Below are 14,295 nucleotides of genomic sequence, written 5' to 3'. Positions count from 1 at the left end.
GTTTTTTATTGGGTTTCTCGTGTTCGGCATAACAGACTTAACAACATATATTATTGGTACCTTCCTAATTGTGTTATTGCCCGGACCTAATTCTCTTTATGTGATGTCAATTGCTTCACGTTACGGCATTAAAACCGGATATATGGGTGCATGCGGTATTTTCACCGGCGACCTTATTTTAATGCTGTGTACAGTGCTTGGTGCTGCTTCTTTACTTAAAGCCTTTCCATGGGTATTTGTTATTCTTAAATTAACAGGTGCACTTTATCTTTCTTACTTAGGCTTTAAACTGTTACAAGGCAGTATTCAACGCTGGAAACAACGTAATCAATGTCAACCAGAAATGGCCGATTTACCCGCTTTAGATAAAATTCATCCTTATAAAACAGCACTTAGTATCAGTTTACTCAATCCTAAAGCGATTTTATTTTTCCTCTCTTTCTTTGTTCAATTTGTTGAACCAAACTACGCTTATCCTGCTCTAAGTTTTTTAATTTTAGCGATTATTTTACAGATTATTAGTTTTAGTTATTTAACTGCATTAATCTTCTCTGGCATCAAACTCTCTGCATTTTTTAAAGAGAACCATAAAATTGCAGCGAGCGGAATCTTTTTAGTAGGAATTCTATTTTTTGGGTTTGGTTTAAAACTAGCAACTTCAACGATTTAATCATTTTACCCTATCAGTTTTGTATTAGAAAGTTAAAGCATGATGAGCCATTAAAATGCCAGCATGCCATCTGTTTTAACTTCATTCAGCACAAAAAATGTTCTGACTTGTCTTACTCCGGGTAAAGCAATAATCTTTTCACTATGAAATCGATTAAATGCAGCTAGATCTTTAACACGGATTTTGAGAAAATAATCGACTTCCCCCGCGACCAAATAACATTCTAAAACATTTTCCAAATCACCCGATGCTTGTTCAAAAGCCTGAAAGCTATCAGGAGTTGAACGATCCAAAACTACACCGACTAGCACCACAGTACCACGTTGAACGGTATTGGGATTAATCCGAGCACGAACATCCAAGATGGCCCCAATCTTAAAAAGGCGCTGAGTATGATTCCAACAAGATGATGTACTAATGCCTACAAGTTTTGCCAACTCAGCATTACTTAAACGTCCATTTTCTTGTAAAGCACGCATAATTTTCAGTTCAAGTGGTGTCAAGTTTTCAGCTTGCTCTTCCATAAAATAATATCCCAAATTAATTATTCGTTCCGAAATAAATAATATCATTATTCAATATTTTAAAAATATTATTTCTTTTTTAGGTTAAAAATAGAAAGCACCTTCTTAAAAAAAATTGTTAAATTCACCCCAACTGGAAGCAATGGCAGAAGCCTATAAACTTTTCTTGGATTTAGAACACGTATTATGCAAAAGATTCTTCAAGATTTTTCAATTCCGGCAGTATTTGCTGGCTTTATTACTTTTTTAATCGGTATTAGTGTTTCGGCCGTTTTAGTTATTCAAGCGGCTCAAATTTTAGGTGCTTCACCTGAACAGATTACCTCCTGGTTTTGGGCCTTAGGTTTAGGAATTGGCTTTTCGGGACTCATTCTTTCTTGGAAATTTAAGTATCCCGTAGCGACTTCATGGTCAACCGCTGGTCTTGCTTTAATTATGGCAACAGGCAGTGGATATAGTTTAAATGAAGCGATTGGTGCTTTTTTAGTGGGTGGTTTACTCACTGCTATTTTGGGCTTTTCAGGTATTTTTCAAAAAGCTTTGTCATATATTCCTCAAAGCTTAACCAGTGCCATGCTTGCTGGGGTCTTACTCAAATTTGGTATCTCACTTTTCGCAAGTTTACAAAATGATTGGGCATTTATTTTGTCCTTACTTAGCATATATGTCATTACAAAAAGATTGTGGCCGCGTTACAGCATTGTATTTACCGCAATTGCAGGAATTGCCCTCTGCCCCGTTTTTTTAGAATTTCATATGCCTACACTTCAGTGGTCTTTAGCAAAGCCTGTTTGGATTAGTCCAGACTTTAGTTGGTCGGCACTGTTGGGCTTAGCTTTACCACTGTTTGTGATTAATATGGCCTCGCAATATTTACCGGGAATTGCCATGATCAAAAGTTATGGTTACAAACCACACGTTAACCAACTCATTGGCTGGACAGGTTTAACTCAAGCTTTGCTTGCCCCTTTTGGTTGTTACACCGTAAATATTGCTGCCATTAGTGCTGCGGTAAGCTTAGATGATCAAGTTCATCCTGACCCTAACAAACGCTATATTGCTGGCATGAGCTGCGGATTTTTCTACATCTTAATGGGCTTGTTTGCTGCAACGCTCACAAGTTTATTGATGTCATTTCCTCATATCTTTATTGTAGCTTTGGCAGGCATTGCTTTACTTGGTACGATTAGCCACAACGTTGCAATTGCCTTTGCTCAAGTTGAAGAACGTGAAGCTGCATTATTTACCTTTTTATGTAGTGCTTCGGGTATTCAATTTTTCGGTATTGGTTCAGCATTTTGGGGATTAATTGTCGGTATCTTTGTATTTGTAATACTTAAATTTAAAACCAAAAGAAACTAATAAAAAGCGTTCATAGCCTCCTATTTTTCAATGCTATGAACGCTTTTGCAACAATTTTTATAGCTCTCTGACTACGACTGTTTTTGCCATTTTGTCATGCCAGCCTTGTTTTTTAGAATCAAATGCAACCCAGAAAAGGCCTATGCCAAACACTAAAATTGATGGAATATAGCCAATGTAGCGAATAATACTTTGCATAACAGTGAGCTTATTGCCTGTTTTTTCATCTAAAACTTTTAATCGCATTAAACGTTTTCCAGGTGTTCCCGCAAAATACAACCAACATAAAACTGAATACAAAAAAGGAAATGCATAGTTCACAATAAGATCGAACAAATAATTTTGTGGCTGACTACTTAAGCCAGTAGCAAACACTAAGTCATAATCTCCCCGATAAAAAATCCATGCTGCTGGAATAATTGCTAAAAAAAGAATCAGACTATCAATAATCATTGCACCAAATCTTAACCAGAATCCTGCATACTCATACTTATAAGACATGCTCACCTCACTTTGTTATTGTTTAATAGATCAAAACGTTCTTACAATTTTACTTTTATCCTAAAGGAAACTTTTTTAATTTTAAATACTTAAATAACATTAATATTTTATATTTTATTGTAATTATTTTGATTAAAATAAATCTTAATTTAATATTTTTAAAACTGACACTTTTTATGTCAGTTATATTGAAATACTTTTTCTAGTCGATGAAAATTAAATTAAAAATAAACATTATATTTATTTCCAAAATAAAACATCTATTTTAAACTCATTTTTTAATAGTAATGCTGCAAATAATACACCTAACCCAATAACAATAAAAAAAACACTTAAACTAAATAGGCCACAAATAATAGCTATAGCACCTAACATAGCTAATATATAGAATATAATTACACTGAATATTGGCATTTCAATTTATTCCACTACTAAAAATAAAAGCAATTTATTCTATCGAGTTTATAAACGATTGCTGTTTTCAAATGTTGGTTACACTATTAATTTGTATCATCATACAATAATCATGTTATTAAACTTAATTAGTGTTACTTTGTTTTAATAACCAGTGATGTAGTTCACATAAATTTTAACTAATTTCAAAGTAATGCTTTTCAGTTACAAGTTTAATTTTTAAGTTTTTATATAAACGTTCTTTTGAATCTTCGAGTGAAGGAACAACTTTTTCTGCAAATTTATCTTCTGTCATGAGTCTGGCATAAGTTTTGTAGCCAATGATTAATTTTTGGGGTTCTTTACCTGTTTGACGAAACTCTTCAATGAGCTTATTTACTTTCTTTGCTGTTAAATCTGCCATCTTCCTTTCTCCCCCTACATTTACTATTTTGTTATACGGGTTCTATGTGACAGAAATATGAATAGTAATTTTTTGTAATTTTCATGTAAATATTAAAGGCATACTTCTGTAGTGTGGTCACCCATTTACAGCAAAGCAGAAAATTACCTCAAAATAATGATTTATATTGTTTTTGTTTAATTTCAATTACTTTCAATTGAATAGATGTCTCCAAAGAATGAAATATGTTAATCTTTAATTAATAAAAGCTTCATACATATAACAACTGTAAATAAGAGGAATAACATCATGAATTATCAACATATTATTGTACCAGTAGATGGTTCTGAAATTTCTTTAGCAGCAGCTAGACAGGCAGCCCATATTGCAAAGGCATTTGGTAGTAAATTGACCGCCATTAGTTTGGTTGCGGTAGACCCTTTTAGTGGCGTAGATTTTTATTACATCTCACCTGTTGTAAAAGATTATTTTGTTGAAGCGCGTGCCAATGCAGAAAAGACTCTCGCTAAAGTAAAAGCTTTATGTGCAGAAGAAGGTATTGATGCAGAGACTCAAATTATCCAAGGTGAAATTTCTTCAGATGGTATTTTAAAAGCTGTAGAAGACTTAGGTTCTGATTTGATTGTTATTGGTTCACATGGTCGTAAAGGTTTCCAAAAACTAATATTAGGTAGTTTTGCTCAAGATGTTTTAAATAGCACTAAAATTCAAGTTTTAGTCGTAAAAGAGTAAAACCCTAGAAAGACAAAAGCCCAATCTAATGATTGGGCTTTTTAACAGAATAACTCCTAGAAATTTTACACTTACCTAAAACCTCTATAGAATAGTTCATTATTCCCCCAAATTTTGTGAGTCACGCCAATGAAGTAAGTCTTTTTTCTCATCAATTTTTTCTTTCTTTGATGTGCAAAATAGACTATTTTTGTGATTTACCGTCTCTCCTAAAAATTATCATTATCCTATTTTGTACATCCTGTATTTATGAGGTTCTTTATGACTCAGCAGGCATGTGTAATATCGCAACTTACCTTAGAATTCCCTTCAAAGGTAATATTTAAGCATCTAAATTTTAGTCTTGAATCAAATCAGGTATCTGCACTAATTGGTCGTAATGGCCAAGGTAAATCTTTGCTTATGCAAATGTTAAATGAGACGCTTGCAGCAGATTCAATTTTTATTTCTGGACAAATATCTTGGCATGTGAAGCATGCATATTTACCTCAATTACATCGTTTGACGGCGCTGACCATTGCCGAAGCATTAGATATCTTAGATATTTATCAGGCTTTTAAAAGAGTTGAACAAGGTGATGCTAGCTTTGAAGATTATGATTTATTGGAAGGTAATTGGGACTTACCCACCTTATGGAATACCCTATTAGAAAATGCTGGTTTACCAACAGATTTAGATTTTCCAGTTAAAAATTTAAGTGAAGGTCAAAAAACCAAGTTAGCTTTAAGCTGTTTATTTCTAAAAACAGATCACTATCTATTACTTGATGAGCCTAGCAATCATCTAGATCAGGAATCTAGGCAATGGTTAATTAGTCATTTGAAAAAACACCCAGGAGGTGGACTGATTATTAGCCATGATCGGACTCTATTAAATGAAGTAGACCATATTTATCATTTAAATGAACATGGACTACATCACACCACAGGAAACTATGAAAAATTTTATGAGCAATATCAGATCAATATTGCTGCTCTGGAGCAATCTATTCAACAAAACCAACGTGAAGTTAAACACATGAAGCAAAAGCAGCATGATGTATTAATGAAAGCTCAAAAACGTGAGCGTGCTGGCAATAAATTAAGAGAATCAAATTCTCAAGCCAAAATTTTGCTCGACTTTAAAAAGGAACAAGCAGGCCAAAGTATCGCCGCTCTACAGACTCAACATCAACGACAAATTTCGAACAGTCAAAATGAATTAAAAGACAAGAAAATGCTTCTTGAAACCGTCAAACCTCAACAGTTTATATTCCCAACTTTTCAGAAGAAATCAGGTGAAATTCTTCGTATTAAAAAACTTAAACTGAAACATGGAACTCAACGGCCTATTGATCTCGCTGTAGAAGCTGCTCAAAAAATTCACATAACTGGACAAAATGGCATTGGAAAGTCAACGTTGCTTAAAGCAATTTATGAACAGAACAAGCAGCCATATGAAAGCATTCACTTATCTGTAGGGTGTTTCTATCTCGACCAGAACTTTAGCTTTTTATGTGATGAAATGACGGTGATTGAAAATCTAAGCCACATGAATAGTGAACTTTCAGAAGTGGAGTGGCGGAATTTATTAGGTCAACTCCGAATCCGCGGTGATAAAGGTACACAACTACTGTCTCAGCTAAGTGGTGGTGAAAAACTAAAAGTAGCTTTATTGGCCCTTAGTCAGATAAAACCTACACCTGAACTTCTGTTATTAGATGAACCCGAAAATCACTTAGATATTGAATCTAGGGAATTACTTGCTCATGCAATTCAGAGTTATGAAGGCGCCGTATTACTCATTTCACACGACCCATTATTTGTAGAAAATTGCGGTATAAGTGAGTCATTTACATTAGCCGAATAGTTTTTCAGACTATTGTGCAAATTTACTAGTTCTCATTTGAGAGCTAGTAAATTTTATCAATTCTTATTTTTTTACTTTATTTAAAAGTTCAAGGTCTAAATTATATTTCACAGTTTTATTTTTACGGGCACTATTACGCATTTGATAAACTTGAATAATATAATCACCATCGGCTGGTAAAATTAGCTCTCCTTTAAAACCTACTGTTGAGCCAATCAATAATGCTGTATCTTTACCAGGCTTTGTTCCGGGTGCAAAAATATTAACGTAGGCTAAATTACCAAGGCTATTAATATCAAATTTTAATATTTGACCTTTTTTTGCATAAATTCTATACCGCACATCATCATAGCCCTGAAATTTTCCAGTTAAATTTGTATGGGGTGAACCTTGTAAAAAATTAACTTTTTGTTCAATATTTTTTGCATAAATAGTAAATGAAGTCATTGAGACTAATGATGTTAAAAATAAAGTTTTAATGATTTTTTTCAATTTCCAACCCTCAAAATATTTTTAAATTATTATATTAAAAATAGTTTTATAGAATTTTACTTTATGTATGAGTTTAATAAGTAATAGTTGTTTTTTATAAATAGTAACAAATAAGGCATCTCAAAAATTTAATATTATTAATTCTGAGATACCTTTTTTTAAAACTTAGAATCGATACCCAACCCCTAAATAGGTAATCAGCGGATCAATATTAACTTTTGTTGTTGCATGTATTAAGCGAGTGCCCGTATTTTGATTAACTACATCAATTTGTGCTTTGTTGTTTAGTTTTGCATAAGATACTGAAGCAACCGTGTACCATGAGTCATTAAAATCATAGGTAAAACCAGCAGTAAAAATAGGAGCTATTGCGTCATCTGTATCGACATTAACCACCATTTTTCCGCTCGACTCTTTTCGATCTAGAGCCGCTCCCGCTTTGCCGTCTAAGACATTTTGAATCATATGACCAGCGGAGACTAAATCAGAGTGAATTCCATCATTAAGTTTAATATCATTAAAATGAGCATACATTAAGCCCGCACCAATATAAGGTCTAAACTTATTTACTCCGCTTCTACCAAATTGATATTGCGCTTCTATCGTTGGTGTCCATGCTCGAATAGATGCCGCTTTAGATTTATTTCCTAAGTTAGTAATTGGAATCGCTTGACCTAGGGTAAAGCCGTCAGGGAAAAGATATTGAACTAGCCCGTTAGGAGACATGGCGACTCCACTTAATGGTGCTAAGATTTCACCTTTGCCTTTTACATCAACTTTAGGTGGAATTCCGCCAATAAATTGTAAAGACACATTATCATTTAGATAATAGTTAAATGTTAAGCCCAATGTGTCTACATCATCAACTTCTAATCCCGCATCTTGCTGCTGCCAGCTTTCCAATCCCTCAATTCGGGCTGTACCAGCAACATCAGCTAGAATATTCCCCTTACCGTCTGTAAGCTGATCTTGGATTTCGGGTTGAGCTAAAAACTCAGTCAGGGATTCTTTTAAATTCCAAACCTGTCCTCCCATATCAGTCATAGTAGCATTGGGATCAATTGAGTTTAAAAAGCTTGTTGTTGAGATAGTACCGACTTTGGCTACGGACCCATTTTTAACAGCAGTATTAATATTAAACGGGTTAGCTTTACCTTGTGGCATTACATGTAACCATCCAGCAGATACAGAGAATCTTTTAAATCCTTCCGCATAACTCATGCTTGTGATTACAGATAATGAGCTCACTATTGCTATTTTTATTACTCTTTTTTTCATTTTTATTCCATCCTAGAAATATATTGCTGATTTTGCAATATATGTATGGAATATAGCCAAGTTGCCTTTTTTATCAATCAGTATATTTACTAAACAAAATTAATTTAGATAACTCTATCAATTTATAGTACTAATCATTTGAAATAGTTATCTAATTTTTCTGACGAATGGTACGAATAAAGTTAAAAACAATTTAACGTTTGGTAAAATAATAAAAATAAGGCTTATATGAGTTAGCTATCATAATTGAATTACTTAGACTAAAATCTAAATAGATATTTAAATTTCTTTTATGGATATTTCGACAAAAACCAATAAAGAGAACTTATCTAACTGTTAAGCCGTATAGCTAATCAATAAATCTGGAAGAGTTTTTTAATGAATATTATTATTCGTGATGAGCAAGATAAAGATATTGAAGCGATAGAAAAACTAACAAAAGCAGCTTTTGAAAATGCTGAGCACACAAGTCATACCGAACATTTTATTGTTAATAGTTTAAGAACTCATGGTCAACTCACTATTTCTCTAGTGGCAATTGAAGATGGCTCTACTATTGGCCATGTTGCCATTTCACCCGTTCAAATGAGTTCAGGTGAAATAGGTTGGTATGGTTTAGGTCCTATTTCTGTTCACCCCGCTAAACAAGGCCGTGGTATTGGCTCACTCCTCATGAATAAATCATTGGAAAAGTTAAAACAACTCGGAGCACAAGGATGTGTTTTATTAGGTGATCCAAGCTATTACAGCCGATTTGGTTTTAAAAATTATCCTGAGCTAATTCTGCCTGATGTACCGAGTGAGTATTTTCAAGCTCTAACTTTCTCCGGCAATATTCCAAAAGCGAATGTTGTATACCATGAGGCATTTAATGCGACCCAATAATAGAAAGTTATTGCCTTTAAAAGAAAACTCCTAAAAGTAGGAGTTTTCTTTTTACTAACCTGAACACAATTTATGCAAATTAAACTGTTTTATTTAACTCGTTCAATCTGAAAAACTTCAATATCGGTAGGTTTAACTCTATGCTTATCTACCTCTCCAACCACACGGACTTTATCCCCTGCTTTTAACTGTAAAGGCTTCCATAAGTCATCATCGATATCAATAATGATGGAACCTGTTGTATCTTTGAGCTCAAAATGATCACCAGCAATATGCTTTACAATGGTTCCTGTTAAAGTTACTCCAGCTTCATCAGCCAAAGTTTTTATTTTAGATACTGTGACTACATTTTTTGTCGCTTCTTTTAATAAAGCAGCATCTGGTTTAGCCATCACAGCATTACTACCTAATAAAGCACATCCAGCCAATGCTGTTAAAAGTATTTTTTTCATTACAATTACCTGTTTTATAATAGTCTTAGTTATATAAACAAATTCTTCTAAAGTTATAGATTTAGCTTTTGTGGTTTTTTGTATCTTATTAGAGGCTTTGTTTAAAAAGATAAATTAAAACACGGAATAATTTTATGAGTTCTACTGGTTAACTCTATTTTTCACTTAAAGTTTTTTGTTCAATTTACTCAAGAAAAATTGTCCGTAAGTAAATTGAACTCATTTAAAAAAAACTAATTTTTAAACAACCAGCTGTCCTAAATCCATTAAAACATTCATGGCTTCTGTCTCTTCTTCTGTTTGCATAACAATTATTCTGTCATAAGAAATTCCACCAATCTCAATATAAATTTTCGGATGTGGAAGTTGGGGAATATAGACTTTTAGCGGTTGATAAAGAGCAAGAAGATAACCAAATGAATCATAAGGATAATGGTCATTTTTTAATGACTTTTTTATCACGACATAATGGTTCAATATATTTAATATAAAACCATATTCATTTTCAGAGTGAAATTTAGCATCCATACCCACCTCCTTGATTCATTTATATTTTTATAATCAAATTTAAAGGTTAAATTTCTGAACTGATGATATTTAAACAAGTTATTTTAAATATAGAGTTCTATTTAAAATAATGAGTTTCGAATTTAAATATATTTAAAACCTAGTGTACTAGTCAACATATTTTGAACAGTGCCGTTAAAAATAAATATTTTGAGTTACAAATCACACTTTGGTATAAGAATAAAAGATATAAAAAAACCCATCTTACGACGGGCTTTAGAGATTTAACTAGGTTATGAATCCTTATCCATTGAATGTGGAGTCGTGGTTTTATCTTGCTGGTTTGTGTCGTTTTCACCTTGGCAAGCGCTCACACTTAAAGCAATAAAAGCAGCTAAACCTAAGGACGCTATAATTTTTGTCATGTTTCACCTCATGAATTGTTTAGATTAATGAGTTAATAAATACTTTTTATTAGTTTTACGATCAGCATAGGTTTCTAGGCTTTTTTGTAGATTTAACGCAAAAATGTAAAGCTATTTAGATATATCTTAAATTTCAAAACAAAATGTGCAAACAAATATAAGTAGTTCCCCAAAATGTTAAAATCAAACATTAACCGAATGCCGAAGTGTTTTGATGAGTAAGTCATATAAGTGATCTACAGCTTTTGATTCTAAAGATGCCCTACTTCGATAAACAGCGGCCTCCATCGGTTCTAAAGGTCCAAGGCCATGATCAGCCCCCAATATCGTTAAATGCTCGGGTGCACTACACTGTGTGAACACAGCAATTGCTAAACCACTTTCAACTGCTGCAATTTGGCCTGCTAAGCTTGAACTGTTATATACCACACGATAACGGCGTCCTTGTAATGCTAAGGAATTAATCGCACTCTTTTTTGCTTGGCTGGTACTTTCATAAACTGCAATTGGAAGTGGGTCTTCTCGCCAAAGTTCAAACTGTGGAGAGCCTACCCACACCATCGGTTCATGAAATAAAAGTGTGCCTTGACGAGCGTTATCTCTTGAGATTAATGCCAAGTCTATATCCCCACTTTCTACCCGTGGTATTAACGAAGTAGATTGCTCACAGATCAACTCGATTTCAACTCCTCCATAACGTGGCGCAAAACGCTTCAGTACGGGCGTTAAATATTTCGCTGCATAATCATCGGGCACCCCGAGACGTATACGCCCTTTCAGTTCATCTCCGTGAAATGCCATTTGAGCTTCAGCATGCAAGTCAAGAATACGACGTGCATAGCCTAAAAGTAGCTGTCCTTGCGACGTTAATTCAATTTGTCGATGTGTTCGTATTAAAAGTTGGCAATGTAGCGCTTCTTCTAGTTTTTTCAATTGCATGCTAACAGCAGACTGTGAGCGGTATAACTCAGGGGCTGCATTCGATAGTGAGCCTGTATCTACTACGGTGACAAAACACTTTAACCAATCGATCTGCAGGTTTTTTAAATTCATGAGGATTTATCTATTCGATTTTCAAATAGTATATAAAAGAATTATGCGCTTTTCTTTATTTGTTGTCTCTCTCATACTGAAATTAGAAGAAGTTAAACTAATTCATTTTTCTTAAAGTAGTTATCCATGAATTGCTTAATGACTAAATAAAGCTTTAATCACTGTACTTAAAAATCATTTTATTACTTCGTATTTCTTAGATATTACGCACTAGGAGGAGGTTTTATGCGCCTAAATAAACAGCTACTCGCATCACCAAGTGCAACATCTATTTTCGTTTTACTTTGGGGAAGTGCCGCGATTTTTACTCGATGGGGACTCGATAATGCCTCACCCATAGCATTATTAATTCTAAGATTTTCTATCGCTTTGATTGTTCTGTTGTTACTTGCGATTTTCAGAAAAAGGTTCTTACCCAAGTACGGAACTCGAAAGCAAGTTTTACTGACTGGATTGCTCATAATTGCAGGTTATTCAATTTGTTATTTCAAAGCGATGGCTCACGGGGTTACTCCTGGTTTAATGGCAACAATCATGGGAATACAGCCAATCTTGACACTTTGTCTTCTAGAAAAAAATTTACAAAAAGAAAGATTATTAGGGCTATTTATTGCTTTAGCTGGACTCATCCTTTTAGTGTGGAAAAGTCTGACTATGTCTTTTATCGCTCCAATCGGTATATTCTTTGCCTTAGCTGCACTGATCTGTATAACGTTTGGCGCCATCATGCAAAAGAATATTCAACAAGCTCCAACAGAGATCTTACCGCTTCAATATGTAGTCAGTCTTGTCGTTTGCTTATTTATAGTTCCGTTTGAACATTTTGAAATAACGTGGAATTCACAACTCATTATTTCGGTGTTATTTCTTGGAATTTTAATTTCTGTAGTTGCTCAACTTTTACTTTACCGACTTCTAAGTCAGGGCAATATTGTAAATGTTACAAGCTTGTTTTATTTAGTCCCTGTGGTTACTGCAATTTTAGATTTTCTAATTTTGAAAAATAAGTTGCCACTGGCAGGTTTAATTGGAATGATGGCAATTTTAATAGGCTTAATGCTTGTATTTAAAAAGAAATAAATCATTTAAAATTTAGTCTAAAACCCTCGGGTGAGGGCTTTAGAAGGATTGAAAACTAGTCTAAATTTTTCCAATCTTTGCCGATTTGAGCCAGTGCGGGAAGTTCATCACTGTTAAACACATTAGAATTGCGATCAATAGCAAATCGATAGATGGGTACAGAATCAGCTTCTATTTTTTTATAGAAGCTAAAATTTTCAGTAATATGATAATTGCTGGCTTCTGTAGATTTTAAAGCCGTTCCTGATGGGATATGGATATAACTTTCACATTCTACTTCAACATTATTTCCGTCAAGATCTTGGTAGGAAAATTTCATATTCTCATCCTTTTTAACTTTTTATGATTGAGAAAAACTTAACATGCTACCTGACTAAATAATGGAAACTTTTTCAACTAATTGTTTAAGTGTGTATATTTAGTTAAAACCAAAAAGGTTATTTAAAATAAAAATCCTATCCAAATGCTGTTGTCCTCAATCACAATCCCAAAGCTTTAAAAGCCCGCTCATCCAGTTCTTTAAGCTCCTCAAGTGTATATAATCGCCCTTCTGGATCAAAAAACTTATCAAAATCGAATTCCCCTTCTTTATATAGTTGATACCTTTTAGGCCCTAGCCACTCTTTTTGAAAAAAATCATCTGTCAATTTAAAAAATTCTTTAAAAGAAGTATTTGCATCTAATTGACCAGTTAATTGTTCACGTTCACTTTTAGGAATATCCTTAAATTTTCTTTCATCCATAATGAAAGCTCGACTTCCAACGAGCTGACCATCTTCATGTGTTGGAATTAAAATACTACGACAATGAGGATGTAGAGGAGGAACTTTCTTTGTAGGATCATTGATGGTCCAGACACTACTATCAAGTGCAGCACACACTTTAGAGGTTCTTCCATCAAGGACACTTACAAATCTGACATATTCAAACTTTAACTGTTTATAGCTATTTAAATAGGCCTGATTGGATATATGGCTTCGAATTGTACGTACAGTTCGTTCAATATCCGCCTTTGTGCTATTTAATAGTCCATCTTCATATTTAAGGCGTTTAGTACCCTGAATCCTTTGAATAATTTGTTGATTTGTGGCTCCAGTATTAAGGCCATCCCGAATTGCATATTCGACACGTTGACGCGCCACCTCTACAATTTTCAAGAGCAACTCATCTACCAATGCGCCACCTGCTAAAGGAACACGTTTAGCAGCTTTATAGAGCTGTTCACCTTTTAACTCTTTATGTTTACCACCAAAAATTTTTGACATATATCTGGCTTCATAGACAGCCAATGCCACAGCAGAGACGGTAAACGTATCAATCAGTGCATCATTCGTTACATTAAACCATTGAGAAATTAGTGCACGTATCTCTTTTAATGGAGCTGTTGAGTAAAGCCCACCTGCTAGCGCTGTTTTTTCCTTTTCATTTAGTCCATCTAACAAATTACTTAACTTGGTAAGCATGTTAACCGTTTCGGAATTAAATAAATTAAGAAGCTCATTGACCGATCTTGAGGATGCTCGATATAGATAAGCCTGATGTTGAGTCAGAACATCAAAAAGTGATTTCTGGTGAAGATTAACCATAAATTACCTCTACAGAAGTGCCTTTTTTGTTATTTTCTATTTGCCCGTCTTACCTTACATATTCGTTATTTATTAATATTTTC

General features: G+C 33.9%; 18 protein-coding genes and 1 pseudogene. 6 read left to right on the top strand and 13 right to left on the bottom strand.

Annotated features, from left to right (window positions below):
* The first annotated feature begins 19 nt into the window (after window positions 1-19).
* The gene (gene leuE / locus POD11_RS04095) at window positions 20-670 is read left to right on the top strand and encodes a leucine efflux protein LeuE (protein ID WP_262456503.1); all 651 of its coding nucleotides are present in this window, start codon (window positions 20-22) and stop codon (window positions 668-670) included.
* Between the two features lie 50 nt (window positions 671-720).
* Here leuE and POD11_RS04090 read toward each other — a convergent pair whose 3' ends face one another.
* Window positions 721-1,194 carry an Lrp/AsnC family transcriptional regulator gene (locus POD11_RS04090; RefSeq protein ID WP_016140663.1) on the bottom strand — a complete coding sequence of 158 codons (474 nt, stop codon included), beginning with the start codon at window positions 1,192-1,194 and terminating at the stop codon, window positions 721-723.
* Window positions 1,195-1,380: 186 nt separating this feature from the next.
* Between POD11_RS04090 and POD11_RS04085 the strand changes: the two genes are divergently transcribed.
* Window positions 1,381-2,556 (top strand): benzoate/H(+) symporter BenE family transporter, encoded by a 1,176-nt coding sequence (locus tag POD11_RS04085; protein WP_262456502.1) that lies wholly within the window; start codon window positions 1,381-1,383, stop codon window positions 2,554-2,556.
* 57 nt (window positions 2,557-2,613) lie between these two features.
* Here the strand turns inward: POD11_RS04085 and POD11_RS04080 are convergent, their stop codons facing one another.
* The 3 genes from POD11_RS04080 to POD11_RS04070 form a co-directional block, all read right to left on the bottom strand.
* On the bottom strand, window positions 2,614-3,057 hold the full coding sequence (locus POD11_RS04080) for an RDD family protein (protein WP_016140661.1): 444 nt from the start codon (window positions 3,055-3,057) through the stop codon (window positions 2,614-2,616).
* A gap of 240 nt (window positions 3,058-3,297) precedes the next feature.
* Window positions 3,298-3,471 (bottom strand): hypothetical protein, encoded by a 174-nt coding sequence (locus POD11_RS04075; RefSeq protein WP_262456501.1) that lies wholly within the window; start codon window positions 3,469-3,471, stop codon window positions 3,298-3,300.
* Window positions 3,472-3,646: 175 nt separating this feature from the next.
* A complete protein-coding gene (locus POD11_RS04070) occupies window positions 3,647-3,874 on the bottom strand; it encodes a hypothetical protein (RefSeq protein WP_238513886.1) in 228 nt (75 codons plus the stop codon).
* Between the two features lie 288 nt (window positions 3,875-4,162).
* Here POD11_RS04070 and POD11_RS04065 point away from each other — a divergent pair, with 288 nt between their 5' ends.
* Together POD11_RS04065 and POD11_RS04060 are read left to right on the top strand one after the other, a co-directional pair.
* Window positions 4,163-4,606, top strand: a complete 444-nt coding sequence (locus tag POD11_RS04065; protein WP_002115225.1) for a universal stress protein — start codon at window positions 4,163-4,165, stop codon at window positions 4,604-4,606.
* A gap of 261 nt (window positions 4,607-4,867) precedes the next feature.
* On the top strand, window positions 4,868-6,454 hold the full coding sequence (locus POD11_RS04060) for an ATP-binding cassette domain-containing protein (RefSeq protein ID WP_262456500.1): 1,587 nt from the start codon (window positions 4,868-4,870) through the stop codon (window positions 6,452-6,454).
* Window positions 6,455-6,517: 63 nt separating this feature from the next.
* On the opposite strand, the gene POD11_RS04055 is transcribed toward POD11_RS04060, so the two are convergent.
* From POD11_RS04055 to POD11_RS04045, 3 genes and pseudogenes are all read right to left on the bottom strand, one after another.
* Entirely contained in the window at window positions 6,518-6,946 is a 429-nt protein-coding gene (locus tag POD11_RS04055; RefSeq protein ID WP_262456499.1) for a DNA breaking-rejoining protein, read from the bottom strand.
* A gap of 21 nt (window positions 6,947-6,967) precedes the next feature.
* Window positions 6,968-7,066: pseudogene (locus tag POD11_RS04050) on the bottom strand (hypothetical protein); the annotation flags it as partial.
* A gap of 45 nt (window positions 7,067-7,111) precedes the next feature.
* The gene (locus POD11_RS04045; RefSeq protein WP_262456498.1) at window positions 7,112-8,224 is read right to left on the bottom strand and encodes an OmpW/AlkL family protein; all 1,113 of its coding nucleotides are present in this window, start codon (window positions 8,222-8,224) and stop codon (window positions 7,112-7,114) included.
* Window positions 8,225-8,602: 378 nt separating this feature from the next.
* On the opposite strand from POD11_RS04045, the gene POD11_RS04040 reads away from it, so the two are divergent.
* Window positions 8,603-9,109 carry a GNAT family N-acetyltransferase gene (locus tag POD11_RS04040; protein ID WP_262456497.1) on the top strand — a complete coding sequence of 169 codons (507 nt, stop codon included), beginning with the start codon at window positions 8,603-8,605 and terminating at the stop codon, window positions 9,107-9,109.
* 89 nt (window positions 9,110-9,198) lie between these two features.
* Here the strand turns inward: POD11_RS04040 and POD11_RS04035 are convergent, their stop codons facing one another.
* The 4 genes from POD11_RS04035 to POD11_RS04020 form a co-directional block, all read right to left on the bottom strand.
* Window positions 9,199-9,561 carry a NirD/YgiW/YdeI family stress tolerance protein gene (locus POD11_RS04035; protein ID WP_262456496.1) on the bottom strand — a complete coding sequence of 121 codons (363 nt, stop codon included), beginning with the start codon at window positions 9,559-9,561 and terminating at the stop codon, window positions 9,199-9,201.
* 240 nt (window positions 9,562-9,801) lie between these two features.
* Window positions 9,802-10,089, bottom strand: a complete 288-nt coding sequence (locus POD11_RS04030) for a hypothetical protein (RefSeq protein ID WP_262456495.1) — start codon at window positions 10,087-10,089, stop codon at window positions 9,802-9,804.
* Between the two features lie 272 nt (window positions 10,090-10,361).
* Entirely contained in the window at window positions 10,362-10,493 is a 132-nt protein-coding gene (locus POD11_RS04025) for a hypothetical protein (protein ID WP_032054042.1), read from the bottom strand.
* Window positions 10,494-10,676: 183 nt separating this feature from the next.
* Window positions 10,677-11,546, bottom strand: coding sequence for a LysR family transcriptional regulator (locus POD11_RS04020; RefSeq protein WP_016140648.1), 870 nt, complete (start codon window positions 11,544-11,546; stop codon window positions 10,677-10,679).
* 225 nt (window positions 11,547-11,771) lie between these two features.
* Between POD11_RS04020 and POD11_RS04015 the strand changes: the two genes are divergently transcribed.
* A complete protein-coding gene (locus POD11_RS04015) occupies window positions 11,772-12,626 on the top strand; it encodes a DMT family transporter (RefSeq protein ID WP_262456494.1) in 855 nt (284 codons plus the stop codon).
* A gap of 55 nt (window positions 12,627-12,681) precedes the next feature.
* Here the strand turns inward: POD11_RS04015 and POD11_RS04010 are convergent, their stop codons facing one another.
* Both POD11_RS04010 and POD11_RS04005 read right to left on the bottom strand, forming a co-directional pair.
* Entirely contained in the window at window positions 12,682-12,945 is a 264-nt protein-coding gene (locus POD11_RS04010) for a hypothetical protein (protein ID WP_262456492.1), read from the bottom strand.
* A gap of 160 nt (window positions 12,946-13,105) precedes the next feature.
* A complete protein-coding gene (locus tag POD11_RS04005) occupies window positions 13,106-14,212 on the bottom strand; it encodes a minor capsid protein (RefSeq protein WP_262456490.1) in 1,107 nt (368 codons plus the stop codon).
* Window positions 14,213-14,295 lie beyond the last annotated feature (83 nt).

It is taken from the genome of Acinetobacter sp. P1(2023) (assembly GCF_028367635.1).
Classification (GTDB): Bacteria; Pseudomonadota; Gammaproteobacteria; order Pseudomonadales; family Moraxellaceae; genus Acinetobacter; species Acinetobacter pittii_E.
Note: the sequence above shows the minus strand (reverse complement) of the source record. Positions and strands in the feature narration are given on the sequence as shown.